The 17881-nt window shown below is 60.4% G+C and carries 19 protein-coding genes; 12 read left to right on the top strand and 7 right to left on the bottom strand.

What is annotated here, in order from left to right; translation table 11 throughout:
* Nucleotides 1–96 precede the first annotated feature (96 nt).
* Together ABIZ35_RS25120 and ABIZ35_RS25115 are read right to left on the bottom strand one after the other, a co-directional pair.
* Nucleotides 97–558 carry a VOC family protein gene (locus tag ABIZ35_RS25120; RefSeq protein WP_348222677.1) on the bottom strand — a complete coding sequence of 154 codons (462 nt, stop codon included), beginning with the start codon at nucleotides 556–558 and terminating at the stop codon, nucleotides 97–99.
* Nucleotides 559–579: 21 nt separating this feature from the next.
* A complete protein-coding gene (locus tag ABIZ35_RS25115; RefSeq protein ID WP_348222676.1) occupies nucleotides 580–993 on the bottom strand; it encodes a nuclear transport factor 2 family protein in 414 nt (137 codons plus the stop codon).
* A 136-nt stretch (nucleotides 994–1129) separates the two neighbouring features.
* Here ABIZ35_RS25115 and ABIZ35_RS25110 point away from each other — a divergent pair, with 136 nt between their 5' ends.
* The 4 genes from ABIZ35_RS25110 to ABIZ35_RS25095 all read left to right on the top strand — a co-directional run bounded on the left by ABIZ35_RS25110 (nucleotide 1130) and on the right by ABIZ35_RS25095 (nucleotide 6445).
* Nucleotides 1130–1771 carry an ABATE domain-containing protein gene (locus tag ABIZ35_RS25110; protein ID WP_348222675.1) on the top strand — a complete coding sequence of 214 codons (642 nt, stop codon included), beginning with the start codon at nucleotides 1130–1132 and terminating at the stop codon, nucleotides 1769–1771.
* 169 nt (nucleotides 1772–1940) lie between these two features.
* Nucleotides 1941–2903, top strand: coding sequence for a MoxR family ATPase (locus tag ABIZ35_RS25105; protein WP_348222674.1), 963 nt, complete (start codon nucleotides 1941–1943; stop codon nucleotides 2901–2903).
* A gap of 91 nt (nucleotides 2904–2994) precedes the next feature.
* Nucleotides 2995–4236 carry a DUF58 domain-containing protein gene (locus ABIZ35_RS25100; RefSeq protein WP_348222673.1) on the top strand — a complete coding sequence of 414 codons (1242 nt, stop codon included), beginning with the start codon at nucleotides 2995–2997 and terminating at the stop codon, nucleotides 4234–4236.
* Nucleotides 4223–6445 carry a transglutaminaseTgpA domain-containing protein gene (locus ABIZ35_RS25095; protein WP_348222672.1) on the top strand — a complete coding sequence of 741 codons (2223 nt, stop codon included), beginning with the start codon at nucleotides 4223–4225 and terminating at the stop codon, nucleotides 6443–6445. The genes ABIZ35_RS25100 and ABIZ35_RS25095 overlap by 14 nt, the downstream gene beginning before the upstream one ends.
* Nucleotides 6446–6458: 13 nt before the next feature.
* On the opposite strand, the gene ABIZ35_RS25090 is transcribed toward ABIZ35_RS25095, so the two are convergent.
* From ABIZ35_RS25090 to ABIZ35_RS25080, 3 genes are all read right to left on the bottom strand, one after another.
* Complete coding sequence (locus tag ABIZ35_RS25090; protein ID WP_348222671.1) at nucleotides 6459–6953, bottom strand: endonuclease V; 495 nt, start codon at nucleotides 6951–6953, stop codon at nucleotides 6459–6461.
* 65 nt (nucleotides 6954–7018) lie between these two features.
* A complete protein-coding gene (locus ABIZ35_RS25085; protein ID WP_348222670.1) occupies nucleotides 7019–7966 on the bottom strand; it encodes an NAD(P)-dependent oxidoreductase in 948 nt (315 codons plus the stop codon).
* Nucleotides 7967–7971: 5 nt separating this feature from the next.
* Nucleotides 7972–8820 (bottom strand): helix-turn-helix domain-containing protein, encoded by an 849-nt coding sequence (locus ABIZ35_RS25080; protein ID WP_348222669.1) that lies wholly within the window; start codon nucleotides 8818–8820, stop codon nucleotides 7972–7974.
* Nucleotides 8821–9158: 338 nt separating this feature from the next.
* On the opposite strand from ABIZ35_RS25080, the gene holA reads away from it, so the two are divergent.
* Nucleotides 9159–10331 carry a DNA polymerase III subunit delta gene (holA, locus tag ABIZ35_RS25075; RefSeq protein ID WP_348222668.1) on the top strand — a complete coding sequence of 391 codons (1173 nt, stop codon included), beginning with the start codon at nucleotides 9159–9161 and terminating at the stop codon, nucleotides 10329–10331.
* A gap of 151 nt (nucleotides 10332–10482) precedes the next feature.
* Nucleotides 10483–11574, top strand: a complete 1092-nt coding sequence (locus ABIZ35_RS25070; RefSeq protein WP_348222667.1) for a hypothetical protein — start codon at nucleotides 10483–10485, stop codon at nucleotides 11572–11574.
* 337 nt (nucleotides 11575–11911) lie between these two features.
* Here the strand turns inward: ABIZ35_RS25070 and rpsT are convergent, their stop codons facing one another.
* Nucleotides 11912–12196: a 30S ribosomal protein S20 gene (gene rpsT, locus ABIZ35_RS25065; RefSeq protein ID WP_348222666.1), complete on the bottom strand. Its 285-nt coding sequence runs from the start codon at nucleotides 12194–12196 to the stop codon at nucleotides 11912–11914.
* 206 nt (nucleotides 12197–12402) lie between these two features.
* Between rpsT and ABIZ35_RS25060 the strand changes: the two genes are divergently transcribed.
* From ABIZ35_RS25060 to ABIZ35_RS25045, 4 genes are all read left to right on the top strand, one after another.
* Complete coding sequence (locus tag ABIZ35_RS25060; protein WP_348222665.1) at nucleotides 12403–12615, top strand: cold shock domain-containing protein; 213 nt, start codon at nucleotides 12403–12405, stop codon at nucleotides 12613–12615.
* Nucleotides 12616–12789: 174 nt separating this feature from the next.
* Nucleotides 12790–14037 carry a glycosyltransferase family 4 protein gene (locus ABIZ35_RS25055; RefSeq protein ID WP_348222664.1) on the top strand — a complete coding sequence of 416 codons (1248 nt, stop codon included), beginning with the start codon at nucleotides 12790–12792 and terminating at the stop codon, nucleotides 14035–14037.
* A gap of 65 nt (nucleotides 14038–14102) precedes the next feature.
* Nucleotides 14103–15374: an AAA family ATPase gene (locus ABIZ35_RS25050; protein WP_348222663.1), complete on the top strand. Its 1272-nt coding sequence runs from the start codon at nucleotides 14103–14105 to the stop codon at nucleotides 15372–15374.
* Nucleotides 15371–16003 (top strand): DUF4276 family protein, encoded by a 633-nt coding sequence (locus ABIZ35_RS25045; RefSeq protein ID WP_348222662.1) that lies wholly within the window; start codon nucleotides 15371–15373, stop codon nucleotides 16001–16003. Before ABIZ35_RS25050 ends, ABIZ35_RS25045 begins: the two co-directional genes overlap by 4 nt.
* Before the next feature lie 56 nt (nucleotides 16004–16059).
* Here ABIZ35_RS25045 and ABIZ35_RS25040 read toward each other — a convergent pair whose 3' ends face one another.
* Nucleotides 16060–16878 (bottom strand): M48 family metalloprotease, encoded by an 819-nt coding sequence (locus tag ABIZ35_RS25040; protein WP_348222661.1) that lies wholly within the window; start codon nucleotides 16876–16878, stop codon nucleotides 16060–16062.
* 158 nt (nucleotides 16879–17036) lie between these two features.
* Between ABIZ35_RS25040 and ABIZ35_RS25035 the strand changes: the two genes are divergently transcribed.
* Nucleotides 17037–17534 (top strand): DUF1992 domain-containing protein, encoded by a 498-nt coding sequence (locus ABIZ35_RS25035; RefSeq protein ID WP_348222660.1) that lies wholly within the window; start codon nucleotides 17037–17039, stop codon nucleotides 17532–17534.
* Nucleotides 17522–17881 (top strand): hypothetical protein (locus tag ABIZ35_RS25030; protein WP_348222659.1); only part of this gene is annotated, 360 nt, incomplete at its 3' end. The genes ABIZ35_RS25035 and ABIZ35_RS25030, both read left to right, overlap by 13 nt.

Here is a 17881-nt window from a genome sequence, read left to right as displayed (position 1 = left end):
GACCTGATTTCGGAGATTGGCATTTTCCGGTCCCCCAGAATTGGGGCGGAGGGGCCACTCTTAGTCCCCGCAGAATTGGGGGTGAGGGCCTCTCTCCTAAAAGAACCCACACGTCGGCGCGCCTTCGGTCGGGGCGGCTTGCTCGCCGGCGCCGGTTGTGGTGAACACTTCCAGGCGCACGCCGTCCGGGTCTTCGAAGAAGATCCCGCCCGACTGGGCGCCTTCGACGTGTGGCACGACGCCTTCATAAGCGAACGCCGCGCCGGCGGCGCGGGCTTTGGATTCGATGGCGCGGACGGCGTCGATGTCCGGAACCAGGAACGAAAGGTGATGCAGGCCCGGCGACGATTTGGAGAAGCGCCCTTCGCTCTGCCGCCAGAGCGTCAGCACCAGCGTTTCCCCTTCGGCGAGAAAGGCGTACTCGCGGCCGTTCTCGGTCGACTTTTTGATCGTCTCAAAGCCGAAGACGCTCTCGTAGAACGCCTGGGCGCGGGCCAGGTCGGTTACGTTGACGCCAACGTGGCCGGTCTGAATTCGTGGCTGTATCGCAGTGGTCATGGTCATGTCTCCCTGGTGAGTTTAGTTTCGGTAGCGGCGGTCGGATTCGGAAATCAAAGTGTCGTTGATGCTGGCGTCGCGGCGGCGCATCAGGCCGTCGTCGTCAAATTCCCAGTGCTCGTTGCCGTGGCTGCGATACCATTGGTTCTCGGCGTTGCGCCATTCGTACTCAAAGCGCACGGAAATACGATTGCCGTGGAAGGCCCAGAGCTCCTTCATCAGACGGTAATCCAGCTCCTTGGCCCATTTGGCCGTGAGAAACGCCTTGATGGCGTCTCGGCCCTGCAGAAAGATGTCGCGATTGCGCCACTGAGAATCTTCCGTGTAGGCGAGCGCCACGCGCTCCGGATCGCGGCTGTTCCAGGCGTCCTGCGCCGCTTGAACCTTCGCCCGCGCGGTCTCCTCCGTGAAGGGAGGACGAATCGCCGATATCATCGTCTTTGCTCCTATGTGAGATTATAACCATTAAAAATATTATTGATGGTTATATACGCATTATAGACCGGGAATGATCACTTGTCAAGTGGTGTTTTAACGGTTAGAGGTTATAATGGAGATAAGAGGACTACCGATGGAGACGACGGAAGCGACGAGCCGGTTTTTGTTTTTGGGCAACGCGCTGTGTCTGGACTTCGTGAACACGGAGCGGATGCGTGACGGCGAGCGTGTGGACCTGATCGAAGATGCGGACGATTTGTGGGCGTGGATTGTGGAAGCGGGAGCGATGACGCCCGAGGCTGCTGAGGACGCCGCGATCCAGGTGACGCCTCAGCAGGCGCTGGCGGAGGCCCGGGAGCTTCGCGTCGCCGTGCGCGGCATGGTTGAGGCCATTGTGTGCGGCGAGCCTGTCTCCAAAGAGGCCGTTGCCGTGGTCAACGCGCATCTGATCCGGCGGCGTGGTTATTCGCAGCTGACTTTGAGTGACGACGGGATAGGGCGGGAGTTTCGCGCGGAGTACATCGGCGGGCAGGATTTTCTGTACGCCGTCGCGGAATCGGCGGCGGAAATACTAGCGAATGGCGATTGGGGATTGATCCGTAAGTGCGAAAGCGCACGCTGTATTCTGTTCTTTTATGACACCACGAAGAACCATGGACGGCGCTGGTGCAGCATGGAAGGCTGCGGGAATCGCCATAAGGCCGCCGAGCATTATCGGCGGCGGCGAGCCAAAAATGCGCCGTATGAAACTTTGGGCGCCGAAAAGCCGTTATAATGAAGGAATACGTTTTTTTGCGTCTCTCAACCGGATGGAACGCAGTTCTGTTATAATAGAAGCGAGCAGGCCGCGCCCACCGCAGGAAACGGCGCGGACTTGCGCGAATATGTCATGATCTACGATGGCGGCGAACGCTAAGGCGCTCGCGTGGAGAAGAGGTTCAGGGTTGCTCGAAACAGAAACGGCGTCGACGCGGATCGCCGATAAGGCGCGGCTGATTGCGGACTCGATTGAAACTGCGGTGATCGGGAAGCGGGAGATCGTGGAGCTGGCGCTGACCGCGATCCTGGTCGAAGGACATGTGCTGATCGAGGATATCCCGGGTGTCGGCAAGACGACCTTGGCGAAGTCGCTGGCGAAGTCCCTGGGCTGCGTCTTCAAACGCATTCAGTTCACGCCCGACCTGCTGCCAGCGGATATCACGGGGACCGGCGTCTTCAATCAAAAGGACAGCCAGTTCGAATTTCGCGAGGGGCCGGTCTTTGCGAATATCGTGCTCGCCGACGAGATCAATCGCGCTTCGCCCAAGACCCAATCTTCGCTGCTGGAATGCATGGAAGAGGGGCAGGTGACGAGCGATGGCATCACGTATGAGCTGCCGCATCCGTTCTTCGTCATCGCCACTCAGAATCATATCGAAGCGCATGGAACCTACCCATTGCCCGAAGCGCAGATGGACCGCTTCTTGATGCGCATCTCTATTGGCTATCCCGGGCGCGACGAGGAAGTTCGTATCCTGTCGCGTCCGTCGCAAGGCAGTCCCGTCGACCGTGTGGAGCCGGTGATCACGCGCGATGAGCTGATCGCGCTGCAGGCGGAGGTCGCGGACGTTTACGTCGATCCCTCCCTGCGCGATTATGTTGTCGACATCGTGGCCGCCACGCGCACCCATCCCATGGCGCAGTTCGGCGCCAGCCCGCGCGGTTCTCTCTTCTTGCTGCACGCCGCGCAGGCGTATGCCGGTCTCAAGGGACGCACCTACGTACTGCCCGACGATGTCAAGCGGCTCGCCAAGCCCGTACTGGCTCATCGGATCATTCTGCGGCCCGAAGCGCGCGCCAAGGGGACCACGGCGGAGATGCTGGTCGGCGAGATCCTGAGCCAGATCCCCGTGCCGGTCACTATGTAGTAAGACGCCGCGCTTGCGGCGACTGTTATTTCCTCAGCTCCGGGATCTTTGATCCCGGAGCGTCCCATGCGACAAAGACGCGCCCGCCATTATGTCCACCAGCAATCGCTTTCTGAAAAAACTGGCGCTCAACGTCGCCGGCGTATTCACCGTCATCGTCGCCATCTTGTTCAAATCGGAACAGATGTACCTGATGGCCGGCGTCATGCTGCTCATTCCCCATGTGATCGATGTTCTCGGCCGCTATCTCGTGCGGGGGCTGACGTGTGAGCGCGAGGTTCCGTTCGAATGCGCCGAGGGAGACCGTGTGACGGTGGTTATCCAGGTCGGGAATACGGGGCGTCTGCCCAAGTTCTTTCTGCGCGCCATTGACAAGCTCCCCACCGCCCTCACAATGGCGGGCAGCGATTCGCCGATGATCCTCCAGCTGAATTCCGGCGAGCGGCGCACCGTCAGCTACAAACTCGATCTGACGCTGCGCGGCGTCTATGAGATCGGGCCGACCGTGGTGACAAGCACCGACCCGTTCGGCTTCAGCACGTTTCAGCAGACTGTGGGAACGACACAGGAACTGATGGTGCTGCCGACGCCGATTCCCACCAGCCGCCTCTTTCTCGACGGCGCCGCCGCAGGGCAGCGCGGCGATGAAGGCGGGACGCAGCGCGGCGGCGGCATGGATTTTCACGGCGTGCGTGAATACCGGCAAGGGGACGATTTGCGGCGCGTGCACTGGCGGACCACGGCGCGCACCGGCGAGCTGGCGGTGACTGAGTATACGCAGGGCTCATCGCTTCAGGTGCTGCTGGCCCTGGATCTAGCGCGCGCTTCTTACGACGATACGGGCTCCGGCGCGGAAAGCGCGCTGGAGTACGGCGTGAAGCTGGCGGCGACGGTGGCGGACAACCTGGCGCGCCACGGGCACCGGGCGATCCTTTTGACGCCCGACACCTTGGAAATGGCCCAGGCGCCCAGCAACAGCGCCCGTGAGATGCCCGCGCTGCTGGAGGCTTTGGCGCGTGCTCAGGCGGTCCACGAGCTTTCGCTCGCCGATATGCTGGAACGGTTTCGGCCGCTGGCGCCGGCGGGAATGACGCTGGTGACGATTACTCCCGTGGCGGACGGAGCGCTGGTGCAGGCGATCCGCCATTACGGGGCGCAGGGCGTCCGCGCTTTCGGCTTTCATCTGGACGGTCCCAGTTTCCATCCCGCCGCGCATTTGAACTCCGAACGGAGCGGGGGCGTGGTCCGTATCCCTGGCGTTGTTTGGCGAACCGTGGGCAAAGGCGACGATCTCGCGGCTTCCATTGAAGGATTGGCATATGGCTACCAGTAACCCTCCGCGCCCGGAAACGGTGGAGGAAGCGTCTCCCAGCTTGCCCCTCTACGCTGCCGGCCTCTTGGCGACGATCTGCGGACTTCAGTGCGTGAACGTGACCGTGGAAGACTCCAGTCTGACCGTGACGACTCTGTTGCTCACCGTGATCGGATACTTCTTCTCTTACGGCTGCCGCTGGCTGCGCGTGGCCCCGATGGTCATCAAGGTGCTTGGCGGCGCGCTGATCGCTTATTTCGTTTACGGCGCCGTGACGGGCGTTCTGGATCTCGACGCTCTTTCCCCTTCGGCCGGCGGTCAGCGGGATTTGAGGCTCGCCACGCTGCTGGCATGGGGGCTGGTGCTCTGGTCATGGATGCTGATCAGCGACGTGATGCTGCTGTTTTCCGGAGTGATCTCAGTCGCCATCGTCGGGCTAGTCAGCTCCACCAACTCTCAGTCCACGGAGATTCTTGTCTATTTCTCGCTGCTGATCTTCGCGATGCTGTTTCTTCTCATCCACCAGTTCTATCTGCAGAACCGTGGCCTCGCCTCGGCGCAGGAGAGCCGCCGCGATCCGCTTCGGATGATTGCGACGCAGGCGAGCCTGGCGGCGGCCTGTGTGCTGGTGGTGTTCTTTTTGAGTTCGCTGTTCATCGTTCCCGTGCAGATGGTGACCGGCAATATGTCTCTCGCCTCCGCGATCCGGGGACTGGCGAGCTTGAACCCGGGAAACCCGGCGACTCCGGGCTCCACGATCAATATTTCGGACAACGGCGACTTGCAGATCGGTATGGGGACGGGTTGGAGCGCAAGCACGGAGGTGGTGGCGCATGTGGTTCCCAGCGACCGGCAGCCGCATTACTGGCGCGGCCGCACCTACGATACTTATGATGGCCGGGGCTGGGCTAGCTCGACCCAGGACCAGCAGTTTGCGCTGAACCTGGCGTCGCCTTCGGATCAGTCCCAGTCGGAGCGTTTCATCGTTCCTGGCGCACGGGGCGAGGGCGAAGTCGATCCTGAGCCAAGGCCCCGGCTGGTGACGCTGGTGTCGGTTCAAGGCGTGACACAGAACTTGCTCGCCGCCAGTGAACCCGTGCAGATTGGGGCGCGGGCGGGCGAGATCGAGGAACTGGACTCCTCGCCGGACCGCTCCATCACGCTGGGAAACCGCAACTATAGCCATTTTCGCTACGCCGTCGCCAGCGTGCTCACTCCCGACCCAATGGAGCCGCACGTTCAGACTGCGCTGCGCCGCGCCGAGAACGCGCCGATCCCTCCCGCAGTGCGCGCCCGGTATCTCACCGGTCTGTCGAACGGACTGACGATGCCGGAGGATGTGGCCTATTTTCAGCAGCTTGTCGACCGGATCGTCGCGGACATGCCGCCCGTCCGCCGGACCCGAATCGACAAGGCGCTCGCGATCCGCAACTTTATCGCTAACCGCGCGGTGTATTCGCTTTCCACTCCTGCGATCCCGCAAGATTCCGAGCATGTGCGTAACTTTCTCGACACCAATCGGGAAGGCTATTGCGATATGTTTGCGTCGTCCATGGCGGTCCTTTGCCGCGTCGCCGGCCTCCCTTCACGTGTCGCCACCGGATTTGCTCCCGGAGAGGCGAAGGCCGACGGTTTCGATCTGCGGGCGATGGACAAGCACGCCTGGGTGGAAGTGTACTTCCCGAAGTACGGCTGGCTGACGTTCGATCCAACGGTCGGCACCCGGACCGACGGCAGCGTGCCGAGCGCGTCCGGCGGCGCCAAACCGGGCCTTGCCGGCTGGTTCCGATCCCTGCTGCACGTCGGTCCCATGGTGCTGCTGCTGGGCGGCGCCATCGCGTCGATCATTTTCTACGTGCTCAAAATCGAATGGTTTGACCGCATTCGCGGCCGTCGCCGCTCTCGTCCCACAGCAAGCCGCGAAGAGCGCGCGCAGACGGAGATTGGCGTCGCCTACCAGCAGGCGTCTCGCGCCGTCGCCCGCCTCGGCCTTCCGCGCGATCCAGGCGAAACCCCGGCCGAATACGCCGACCGCGCCCGCCCGTTCCTTCAAGACACCGCGCATCGCCTTGGCCTCGAACTCAGCGCCGAAACCTTCGACGAGATCACCCAGCGCTTCATCCTCGCCAAATACGCCCGCGTGGTCGGCGAGCCCATTGACGCCGGCGAGTTCCTCCGCGCCGCCCGCCGCGCCCGCTGGTTATCGAAGTTTCGATTTGGTCGTGGATGAGCTATTTTCCCGCTCACTCGGCGTCGCGGCAGGCGCGGTCAACAAGTTTTAGCAAGGAAGGCAGCCTGTAGTCGCCGTGCATGGACGCGATATGCCGGGCGGCGTCAGCCAGGTCGATCCCGACCGCTGTGATTTGGAGTGGACGCGCCGCTTTCCCGCGCCTTACCTCGATAGAGGGAGCATCGCGAAATGCGGTCTTGGCGACGCCAATGACCGGAATCCTCTTGTCCAGCGCATCGTAGAGATGCGCCCCTAAACCTGCCTTGTTGTCGCCGAGCCAGACATAACCATCGACGATCACAAATGTCAAACGATCTGCTATGGCGTCGAGGACAGTGAGCAGGCAGGGGAGTTCACGTTTGTAGAATTGACCGGACACATAAGGCTCGACGCTGTCGATGCGGACCGTTGTCACTCCCGTAGGGATGGCGGCCGTCCAATCGTCAAACGTAACACAGGCGGCAATAGCGTGATCTGACCGATAGTCAACATCGACACAAGCGATCATAACTTACCTCAAATTCTCAAATATGGCAGGCGTCATTCAGGCTAGGACTCAGGGGAAATAGGTCTCTAATTTACCAAATTCCGCGCCTCTCCCGCCACATACGCTTCCAGATTCCCAATCAGCTGTTCCGCCATCGTTTCGAGCGACTCCCAGCTGGCCCAGGCGATGTGCGGCGTGACGATCAGGTTCGGGAGGTTCAGTTCCAGCAGAGGATTGCCGTTGACCGGCGGCTCCTGGGTCAGCACATCCACGCCGGCGCCGCCGAGCTGTCCCGCTGCGAGCGCGGCCGCGAGCGCGGCTTCGTCCACGATGCCGCCACGGGCGCAGTTGATCAGAATGGAATCGGGGCGGATCAAGGCGAGTTCTGGCGCGCCGATCATGCCTCGGGTTTCGTCGTTCAATGGGCAGAGCACACTGATCACATTGCTGTTCTTCAGAACGTCGTCAAACGATACACGTCCTTCTCGGACGTGTTCCGCTCCTTTGCGCTCCGCGATCAGCACTCTCATGCCGAAGGCGCGCCCGATCGCTTCGACGTTACGAGCGAGCGCCCCGTAGCCGATCAGGCCCAGCACCCCGCCGAATAGCGCGTGGGGCAGCGGCTCCATCAGCAGACCATAAGTGGCCGAGCGTCCCCACGCTCCTTCCCGGACCGCCTGACGGTAAGCCGGCAGCTGCCGACTTAGCGCCAGGATCAGGGCAAAGACATGCTCGGGAATGGACACCGCCCATTCCTGGACATTACACACGGCGACGCCGCGCGCGCGGCACGCCGCCACATCCACGTGATCGTATCCCGTGGCGCTGACCGCGACAAAGCGCAGGGTGGGGATGGCGTCGAGCGTGGCCCCAGTGATCGGAACTCGGTTCGTGATCGCGATCGTCGCTCCCTGAAGACGCTCCAGGATCTGATCCGCCGCCGTATGGGGATACTCACGCCATTCATGCGCAAAATTCGGCTCGCGCAGCGCGATGCGTATCGCGTTTCGGTCTAGAAATACGATCTTTTCCATTTCACCTATTCTCCATCTTTGTCGCTGTCGTTGTGAACGGAAACGTCGGGGATCTCCTCAGCCTGCGCCCAGAGCGCCTCAAACGCAAGGCCGAGCATCTGCGTTAGTCCCGCGTTCGTCACGGCAATCGCGGTAAATCGCGGCGCTTCACCCGGCGAATCCTGCAGCGACAGCAGCGCGATCCCGCCGTCATGCAGCTGCAGCTTCACCGGGACTTCGTCGACGCACCGCGCCTGCTGTCCCCATTCGACGCATTGTCGAATCAGCTCGCGCGACTCCGGATCGGCGAGCATTTGCTTCTCATAGATCGCCCGGTAACGGACACCGCGCCGCAGTGGCCCTTCCACCAGGCGTTTGTTATCGGCGTCGCTGATAATGGAAGGACGCTTGAAGCAGACGCGGATCTCCTGTTCCGCCTTTTCGGCGAGGGCGTAAGCCCGCTCCGCGATCCGCTGCGACTGAGCGATCACTTCGATATAGGCCATCGGATCGTCGGCGTCGCTTCCCGCATGGAAGATCGGCGTCAGAGCATCGGCGAGAGATCGCGCCTGCGCCCGCTGCCGGACGCGCTCGTCCTCTTCTCGCCGCTCCCGTTCATCGAGCAACGCGGTCAGGGCGTCGGCGGGCGCTACCGCTCGAAACACGGAGCGCTGCCCGCTGTGTCCCTCCGCGCACATTCCTCGCGCGATCAGCGACGCCAGAATGTCATAGATCCGCTGCCGGGGAACGGCGGCCCGCACCGCGATCTGCGGCGGCGTTGTGTCCTGCCGCTCCAGCAGCGCCAGATAGACAAGCGCTTCGTAGCGCGTCAGTCCTAAGCTCAGCAGCTGATCCTTGAAGTCTAAATTCTTCATCAGATGACACCCCTTAATAGTGGTGTTATTTTATCGTGTTTGAGACTTGTTGTCAAGAGGAGGCCCAGTCGGATAGCCGGCGGTTAAAACCGCGCCTGCAAGAGCGCAGAAGTCCGCCTGCGCGGACTGCATGGTCCTTGGCGGTACCGCCGAATATTTGGCCTTACGTTATGTGTTGCCGTCTGCGATAATGTAACCCACGCCGGTGGGTTTCTGCGCTCTTGCAGGCGCGGTTTTAACCGCCGGCCTCTTCCGCGTGGGTTGCGTTATTTATTCGACACAACGCATCAGCCGCCGGCTGTCTTTCTGTTCGCCTTACAATCAGGTAAACTCTCTGCGTGGAAATTGATTACTCTAAACTCGGCGCCAAGGGCTTCCCGCAGCCGGCGGAGCGGGTGTACTTATTTACGGGCAGCGATGATGCGCTGAAGCGCGAGGGTGTCGCGCGTCTCACCGATCCTTTGCTGGACCCCAGCGCGGCGGACTTCGACCGGGAAGTGCGCGATGTCGGCTCGTCGGGCGCGGAGGATCTGGCGGCGACGCAGATCCTGGCGTCGGCGGGCGGGGTTCCGATGTTCTCCGAACGGCGGGTGGTGGTGATTACCAATATTCAGCGCTTGTCCAAGGAAGAGCAGGACGATCTGGCTGCGGGGCTTGGGAAACTGGGATCGCTGACGTGTCTGGTCCTGATCGCGGCCGCGCCGGAATATGAGGCCGGCAAGGTCAAGGGACGTTCGGTCTCGACCAAATTGCAGAACGCGGTGACGAAGACCGGCGCGGTGGTGGTGTGCGACGCGCCGCTCGCCGGTGATTTGAAGTCTCGCGCGGCGGCGTATTTGAAGACGCTGGGCAAGACGGCCGAGCCGGCGGCCCTGGAAGTGATCGTGCAGCGCGCCGTTTCAGCGGCGTCGGACCGGGGCGGGGCGGGGAAGGGCGGCGACCTTCTCGTGCTGCACAATGAGCTGGACAAAGCGGCGGCTTACGCGGGGGACCGAACGCTGGTCACGCGCGACGACGCCCTGGCGGTCGGCACGCGCGGCGCGGAGGAGAACATCTTTGCGCTGCTGGACGCCGTGGGCAGTAAGGACGCGCCGCGCGCCCTGCGTCAGGTGGAGGAGATGCTGCGCCACGGCGACAAACCCGACGCCGTGGCGGCCCGCACCTTCGTCATGCTCGCCCGGCACCTTCGCATGCTGTGGGGGGCCAAGTATCTCGCGGAAAAGCGTATTACGGGAGCGTCTAAGGGACCTTTGCCGGAGGAGCTGCAAGCCGTGCTTTCGGGTGAGGTCATCGGTCTGGCGATGCGCCAGGCGTATCTACTGCGCAGCCTTCAGGACCAGGCGCGCCGCTGGTCGTACGACGCTCTGCGCCACGCTCTGGCGCGCGTCCTCGCCAGCGATATGGCGATGAAGGGCGCCGCGCCGATCGAAGCGCTCGGCGCCACGGCGCCTGCCGGCGACAACCACGCCGCCAACCTGCAGCTGCTAGTCGTCGCGCTGTGTCGTTCCTGAGAAGGCCCTCACCCCCGGCTCTTTTCCCAGAATTGGGAGAGGGAGGTGGCGGGAATTGAAACTCAGCGATTTGAAAATTTACTAAAAATCCCTCGGACTCCCCTTCTCCCAGAATTGGGAGAAGGGGCTGGGGGATGAGGGCCCCGACTTCATGACTCAATTTGCTTCGATCCATCTTCGCGTCGTCGCCGGCCTTGCAGCTGTCTTCGTGGCGTCCTCGGCGCTTGCGGCGCCGGCGCGACGCGTGCGGCCGCGCCCCGCCCGTCCCAGAGTGGTTCCGGTTGCTGGGATTGCCCCTCGGCTGCTGGGCGTGTGCGGCCAGCCCGTGGCGGGATCGTTGGCGTTTTCTTCGGATGGAAAGCATCTTGTGGTGGGAAGCGGCCGTATGGCCTCGGGAACGTCTCCGGGGGAGGTCCGTGTTTGGGATGTCGCGAGCGGTCTTGTGATGTATACGCTGCCATATACGTCCCCGGTGAACGCGGTCGCCTACGCGCCGGTGGGAGACACGCTCGCCGCCTCCACCGTACAATCACGCGTTCTTGTTTGGAGCGCGGCGGCGGGCGCGTCCTTGCGCACCCTTGCCCCGCCGCGCACCACGGGCGGCCTTTGCCTTGCCTTCGCCCCCAAAGGCGGGGTGCTGGCGACGGGAGGAGGCGACCTTGCTGGGGGGCAGTTTCCCGGGGAGGCGCGGCTTTGGGATGTCAAAAGCGGCCGTCTGCTGCGCACGCTGCCGCATCCGCACCGCTCTGTCGTGTCCTTGCAGTTCGTCCCGGGCAGCGGAGATTGTCTGGTGGCGAGCCGGGGATTGGGCGCGGACAGTCAGGGTTCGCTGGATCTCTGGGACAAGTCTTTGAAGACGCGCCGCTGGACTCGCGCCGCGCCCGATCTGATCGGCGCGGCGCTGGTCGCGGGCGGCGCGTCGGTGGCGAGCGTGCAATCGGAAGTGGTTGGCAAGCAGTATCTGCTGCGCGTGCGGCTATGGAATGGCAAGAACGGGACGGCGCAAAGCGGATATCGCGCGCCGATGGGCGGTTGGGCGATTTCTCCGAGCGGAGGTCTGCTTGCGTGTAGCGGCGTCGACCGCAAATCCGTCGCCGTGCGCGACGTCCGCACCGGTCGTCTTCTCCACCGCCTCGAATGCAGCTACCCCCCCGCCAGCCTCTCCTTCGCCTTCTCCACCGACAGCCGAATGCTCGCGGCGGGAACACAAGACGGATCGGTGCTGCTCTGGACTTTGAAGTAGGAACGGCGCCCTGCCCCCCAATCCTGGGGGAGGAGGTTGGCGGTTGGGTCTCGCCTTTGCACTTAACGCCACTGGGTGGCATGCCGGTAGCCCTGGACAGGCATGTACTACGAACGAAGCGGAACGTGGCGTTTCTTCTCGATCGCAGCACATGCCTGCGCAAAGCCGCCGGCATGCCACCCGGTGATCGCAGCTATCCCCCCGCCAACTTCCTCCCCCAGGATTGGGGGGCAGGGGGCCGATTCTGGACAGGGGTCGAATCTTAACACAAACAAGCCTCCCTTCGCAGCTGAGCGAGGGGAGGCTTGTTTGATTTTGTGTGCGGCGCCGGAAGTGCTTAGGCGGTCGCGGTGGCCTTGGCGGCGTTGACCCGCTTCTGAAGGCGGGACTTGCGGCGGTTGGCGGCGTTCTTGTGGATAATGCCACGCTTCCAAGCCTTGTCGATCACGCTGACCGTCTTGGAGACGGTCGTCGCCACCGTGGTCTCGTCGGACGTGGTGTCCGCGATAACGGTGCGAGCCTTCTTGACGAAGGTCTTGATCTGTGACTTAGCGGCCTGGTTGCGCAGCTGACGCTGGCGGGAACGCTTGACGTCCTTGATGACTGATTTAATGTTTGGCATTGCCGACGAAACTCCTGCAGAGATTGTGAACGCGCGAAAAATCGAATGCTCAGTAGTATACCTCGTGGACGCCGTCATTCGCAACCTCTCGCGATAATTAATTTTTTTGTGAAGGGGGGCGGGAATTGGTGCGTTGGCACGCTTTGTGCATTTATGTTCAATGCGATCGTTTTAAAGTTCTACGCGTCCATTCAGGAGGTGCTTCAATGTTGACTGGCAAAGTCAAGTGGTTTAATAACACTCACGGTTATGGGTTTATCGCTTTGGATTCTGGTCAGCAGGATGTCTTCGTCCATTTCTCAGTGATTGAGATCGATGGATACAAGACCCTGCGGGAAGGTCAGGAAGTCGCGTTCGAGCTGGAGCAGGGGCCGAGGGGCAACCATGCGACGCGCGTCGTGACCGAACTGCCCAATTAAAAAGCACACCCGTTCGGGCGGCGGCGCGCAATGTCAATCACGGCGACCAAAAGCCGGTAAGCAGACCGACACTCGTCTATTTACCCGCTTTTGGTTCCGCTTGAATTGCGATGGCGCGTGGTACAATGGTCATCAGGAGGGTCCGGTCCAAAGTCCGGATTCCCGCTGAGCGCCATGCGCATTCTTTTTGCTGCCCCCTATGTTCCGTCACCGTCGCGGTTTCGCGCCTACCAGTTGGTCGACCATTTGTCGCGCCTGGGGCATCGCATTACCGTTGTCGCGCTTGGCGTGGACGGAACCGACGCCGATCAATCCTCCCGCGCTCTCCTGGAGGAGATCTGCGAGGCCGTTCATATCGTGCCGGTTTCGCGCGGCGGCGCACTGCTTCAGACCGCGCGTCTGATCAACTCTCCCGTGCCCCTCTGGGTCGCCTCCAGCTATTCTCCGTTGTTCCTCAATACCCTGCGCCATGTCCTGGCGTGCGGGACATTTGATGTCGCCCATCTCGAAAGCCTGCGCATGGCCCACGCCGCCGGCACGCTCAAGCACGCCGTCCCCGTGGTGTTCGACGCCGTCGATTGCCGGACCGATATCCAGGCGCGGCACGCAAAGAACACCTCCAATGCCCTCGACCGGGCTGTCGCCCGCCGTGAACTCGAAAAGATGGAACGCTACGAACCGCGCGTCGCCGCCGAATGCGACCGCGTGCTCGCCGCCACCGACCATTCCGCAAACTGCCTGAACGAGCTCGCGCAGCTTCAAGGCGCCTCACTCAAGCTCGATGTGATCGCGAACGGCGTGGATCTGAGTTACTTCCAGCCGCAGCCCGAGATTCCCGTTCAGTTCGGCAAAATGGTCTTTTCCGGCCAGATGGACAACGAAGCCAACCGCGACGCCGCCTCGTATTTCTGCGAAGAGATCATGCCCGGCATCCGCAACGCCTATCCTCCGGCGACCATCACCTTTGTCGGCAGCAACCCCGCGCCTGAGCTGACCGCCTTGGCGTCCGACCCGCACAGCGGCGTCCACGCCACTGGCCGCGTCGCCGACGCCCGCCCATTCTTCGCCCACGCCGCGCTCGCCGTCTGCCCCTTGCGGTCGCCCGGCGCCAGCCGCAACCGCGTCTTACAACTGATGGCGATGGGCAAAGCCCTCGTCGCCAGTCCCACCGCCTGCCACGCGCTCCGCTCCGACGCCGTCAGCGAAAGCGTCCTGACCGCCGACACCCCGCTCGCCTTCGCCACCCAGATCATCCACCTCCTCAAACACCCCGAAGAAGCCGACCGCCTCGGCCGCAACGCCCGCCGCTACGTCGAAGACCACCACGACTGGCGCAAAATCGCCCTCAAACTCACCGATATTTACGATGAAGTGATCGAAGAGAGAAAACGAGGCGGCCGGGTGCAGGTAGGGCTGGATTGACGGAGCAGCAACGCGATGAGGTACGATGGTGAGAATACTGGTTTGTGTTTCGAGAGGACAATATCGTGCAGATTGTCGAGTTAAAAGTTGAGGGCTTCCGAACACTGAAAAATGTGTCTTGGCAGCCTGGAAATCTCAACATCGTTATAGGTCCTAATGCATCTGGTAAATCAAATTTATTAAAACTGTTGCATCTGATCAATAAGCTGTCCCAAGGCAATTTAGAGGATACGATCAATTTATCTGGTGGCATGGCTTCTGTTTTATGGAACGGGCAATCACGACAAATTAATATCCGTGTACAGCTTGGGAAGGAGACACGCGATAGTAATTATACCGTCAATTACACATTGAGGCTATCAAGGGTTGGTAATAGCAGCTCCTATGTTGTTGATATCGAGTTGATGGAATATGAGGAAAAAATTGATGCAAATGTTGAGAAGAATTTCCCGAGACTAGTTACTAGGTCACTTCTTGAGCGTAGAGAAAAAAACTTTTCTGTAAGAACTGAAGATACCACAGAAGAGATGGACTTAGAATTATTCGATGCATCTGAAACTTTGCTCTCTCAACTTAAAAGCTTTCCTCGTAAGGCTAGATATATTACTGTATTTGCCCAAACGTTAAACCAATTTGGAGTATATCAAGAGTTTCGGCGTGATGATGATGCAAATGTAAGACGGTCCGTCATTTCAAGTTTTGAAGAGGAATTAGACCCAGATGGGCAAAACCTTGCTTCTGTACTCCATACAGTTTATGAAAGCGACGTTGATTTTCAAGAAAACATCGATAGGGCAATGACTGCCGCGTTCGGTAATGATTATAAAGGACTCGCATTTCCACCTGCTGGCAGTCAAAGAGTAGAGTTGGGGCTGCGTTGGAAATCATTAAGCCGACCACAACCTGCTGCAGTTCTATCCGATGGAACTCTGAGATTTTTGTTCTTAATTACGGCGTTATCTTTACCCAAGCTTCCATCACTTATTTGCATTGATGAACCGGAAGCTGGCTTGCACCCATCTATGCTGCCGATCATTGCTGAGTATGCCGCGAACGCCGCAGAACGAACACAGATAGTACTAACCACGCATTCCGTTCAGTTTTTAGACGCCTTTAGCGAATATAACCCAACAACAACAGTAGCGCAGTTACAGGATGGCGAAACGAAGCTCGTAACGCTGGATGGCGAAAAGCTTGCGTACTGGCTGGGTAAATATTCGCTTGGTTCACTCTTCAATTCTGGGGAATTGGAGAACATGGCAAAAGATGCGTTGGACGATGAATCCGAGGAGCAAGAAGCGCGAAACTCAAACTTGTCTGACGAGGATGCTGGATGAAGTTTATTCTGTTCGTTGAAGGAGAGACGGAGAGAAAGGCTCTGCCCGAATTTCTTTCGCGGTGCATAACATTGCGTTTTTCAGAGGGAAAACATGTGCGCTTCGAAGCTATAGATTTGAAGGGCTGGGCAAACTTGCACAAAGAAGTTGCACAGAGATCGCGTGATTATATTGAAGGGCCTGAGAAGGATAAGATTATCGCAATAATCTCTCTACTAGATCTTTATGGGCCGGACTTTTGTCCCGAAGGAGAGAGCATCGCTACTCGTTATGAATTGGGTGTCGAGCACATGAAGAGGAGCATGGATGATAAGAAATATCGCCACTTCTTTGCCGTCCATGAGACGGAGGCTTGGTTGCTTAGCGATCCGCGCATCTTCCCACAAAAAGTTCAAGAAGCGCTAAAGCCCTTAAGCAAGAACCCTGAGAAGATAAACAGCGGCCATCCGCCAGCGAAACAGCTAAACACGATTTACCGCTCAAAACTCAATCGATCTTATAACAAAGTGACGGATGGGGCAAATTTGTTTCCGCAGCTTGATGCGAAAATTGCTCTTGACGCCTGCCCATACTTAAATCAGATGATCGAAGGTTTGGTCAATCTCGTCAAAGCTCATAAGGGAAAGTAACTCTGACTCCCCCTCTCCCAGAATTGGGAGAGGGGGTTGGGGGGTAAGGGCCAATTCTACTTCAGTGAGTTGTAATCCAGCGGCGTTTGCGCGGGGAAGTTGTTGTCTCGCTTGAACTCGGCGATGCGCTTTTTGGTGCTGTTGATGCGCGCCGATGTCAGTGGGTGGTCGGACATGAAGTCGCCGCCGAGGCCGCCGCCGTTGCCGCTGACTTTCTGCAGCTCTTCGAACAGCTCGATCATGCCCTGCGGGTTGTATCCGGCGTCCACCATATTCTGAAGGCCCCCGGCGTCCGCCTCGTCCTCTTCGCTGCGCGAGAACTTGCTGGAGATCGCGCTGTCCGCCAGCTGCGCGATTGTCTGCGCACCCTGTCCGGCGTGGAAGATCGCCAGGCCCAGCGCGAGCAGCGTGTTGCGCTCCTGTGATTTCTTGTACGCCTTCGCCCAGTGCTGCTTGCGGACGTGGGTCATCTCGTGTCCCGTCACCGCTACCAAGGCGTCGTCGGTTTTGAGCTTTTCATACAGGCCCGTGAACATGAACATGTCGCCGCCGGGAAGCGCGAAGGCGTTTACTTCCTTGCTGTCGAGGACGTGGAAACGATAGTTCCAGGTCTTGCGATCGCTCTCGGGCAGGGCCGCGACGAGGCGGCGGCCGAGGGTGTCGAAGTGCTTGGCGCGTCCGTCGAAGACTTCTTTGTATTTGCGCAGGATTTCTTTGGCCGCCTCATCGCCGACCTTCTTCTGCTGGTCGGGGCTGGGCTGCGCAAACAGTCCGCCGGCTTCGGCGGGCTGTGCAATCAGCAGCGTTGGGGCGACCACAAGGCCCGCCCCCGCGAACGCCGCGTTTCGCAGAAAACGCCGGCGCGATTCATTCATTTCCATCTCTTGCTTTTCCATATCGAACAGCCCTTTCGTGGGGTCAAATTGCGTGATTATTGCTTCTTAGACGTTATACCCACTCTTCAGGTTCCATGGTCGCCTGTTGGGGGACATTACGGCTTCCGGGTATAATTGTTTGACGAAAGGAGCAGGATATGGTTTCTGCTGATGATTTCGCTGATAATCCCGACTGGACCGCCGGCGTTGCCGAGCGCAAGATCCAGGACGCCATGGAGGAAGGTCTGTTCGACAACCTTCCCGGCCGGGGTCAGCCCCTGGACCTGAGCGTCAATCCGTTCGAGCCGCCCGGCATGGGCGCGGTCAACCGCCTGCTCAAGCACAACAAAGTGATGCCGGTGTGGGTGCTTTTAGAGAAGGAAGTCGAAGCGTCGCGCGCCGCCGCGCTGGCGAGCCTCGCCCGCTGGGAAGCCGCCGAGCTGCCGCTTCGGGACGCTCCAGAGTACGACGCGCGTCGCAAGCAGGCCCGGGATGCCTATGCGCGGCATATGGCGACCACCAACGATTTGATCCTCAAGGTCAACTTCGCCTCCCCATTCGCTCTGCGCGCGCCGATCCCCTTCATGGTTCGTCGCCGCCTTCAAGAGTTCGACCACCGCTACAGCGCTCCCGAGGAAACTTCGTGCCTGCATTAGGCGCTCAGGCGTTCATCAATACTGGAATCTTCCTCAGTCTCACCTTCGCCGCCCGCGTCTACGCCAAGTGGCGTGTCGAGCGGCGCAAGCAAACCGGCGTGCGCACGCCGCTGGTCGACGGCGCCATACTCGAAGCCGCCTTGACCCCGCGCCCCGCCGACGGCGACGACCCCGACCTGCTCGCCGAACTGCGCGAAACCTTCGCCCTTCTCAATCGCCAGGCTTACGCCGAGGAGTTCTGGGCTCTCCACGAGCAGCTCGAAAAGCTCGACGCCACCCTCGGCGATCCCCAGCGGGCCACCCTCCGCCGCGCCCTCCTGCGCCTTCTGGCCTCCCGCGACCGCTGG

Source organism: Capsulimonas sp., assembly GCF_039929585.1.
Lineage (GTDB): Bacteria > Armatimonadota > Armatimonadia > Armatimonadales > Capsulimonadaceae > Capsulimonas.
Note: the sequence above shows the minus strand (reverse complement) of the source record. Positions and strands in the feature narration are given on the sequence as shown.

Coding starts and splice junctions, on each gene's coding strand:
- ABIZ35_RS25040 (WP_348222661.1), bottom strand. CDS start 16,878: ATGAATGAATCGCGCCGGCGTTTTCTGCGAAACGCGGCGTTCGCGGGG.
- ABIZ35_RS25120 (WP_348222677.1), bottom strand. CDS start 558: ATGACCACTGCGATACAGCCACGAATTCAGACCGGCCACGTTGGCGTC.
- ABIZ35_RS25085 (WP_348222670.1), bottom strand. CDS start 7,966: ATGGAAAAGATCGTATTTCTAGACCGAAACGCGATACGCATCGCGCTG.
- ABIZ35_RS25090 (WP_348222671.1), bottom strand. CDS start 6,953: ATGATCGCTTGTGTCGATGTTGACTATCGGTCAGATCACGCTATTGCC.
- ABIZ35_RS25095 (WP_348222672.1), top strand. CDS start 4,223: ATGGCTACCAGTAACCCTCCGCGCCCGGAAACGGTGGAGGAAGCGTCT.
- ABIZ35_RS25060 (WP_348222665.1), top strand. CDS start 12,403: ATGTTGACTGGCAAAGTCAAGTGGTTTAATAACACTCACGGTTATGGG.
- ABIZ35_RS25080 (WP_348222669.1), bottom strand. CDS start 8,820: ATGAAGAATTTAGACTTCAAGGATCAGCTGCTGAGCTTAGGACTGACG.
- ABIZ35_RS25070 (WP_348222667.1), top strand. CDS start 10,483: ATGACTCAATTTGCTTCGATCCATCTTCGCGTCGTCGCCGGCCTTGCA.
- ABIZ35_RS25110 (WP_348222675.1), top strand. CDS start 1,130: ATGGAGACGACGGAAGCGACGAGCCGGTTTTTGTTTTTGGGCAACGCG.
- ABIZ35_RS25045 (WP_348222662.1), top strand. CDS start 15,371: ATGAAGTTTATTCTGTTCGTTGAAGGAGAGACGGAGAGAAAGGCTCTG.
- ABIZ35_RS25100 (WP_348222673.1), top strand. CDS start 2,995: ATGTCCACCAGCAATCGCTTTCTGAAAAAACTGGCGCTCAACGTCGCC.
- ABIZ35_RS25055 (WP_348222664.1), top strand. CDS start 12,790: ATGCGCATTCTTTTTGCTGCCCCCTATGTTCCGTCACCGTCGCGGTTT.
- ABIZ35_RS25115 (WP_348222676.1), bottom strand. CDS start 993: ATGATATCGGCGATTCGTCCTCCCTTCACGGAGGAGACCGCGCGGGCG.
- rpsT (WP_348222666.1), bottom strand. CDS start 12,196: ATGCCAAACATTAAATCAGTCATCAAGGACGTCAAGCGTTCCCGCCAG.
- ABIZ35_RS25035 (WP_348222660.1), top strand. CDS start 17,037: ATGGTTTCTGCTGATGATTTCGCTGATAATCCCGACTGGACCGCCGGC.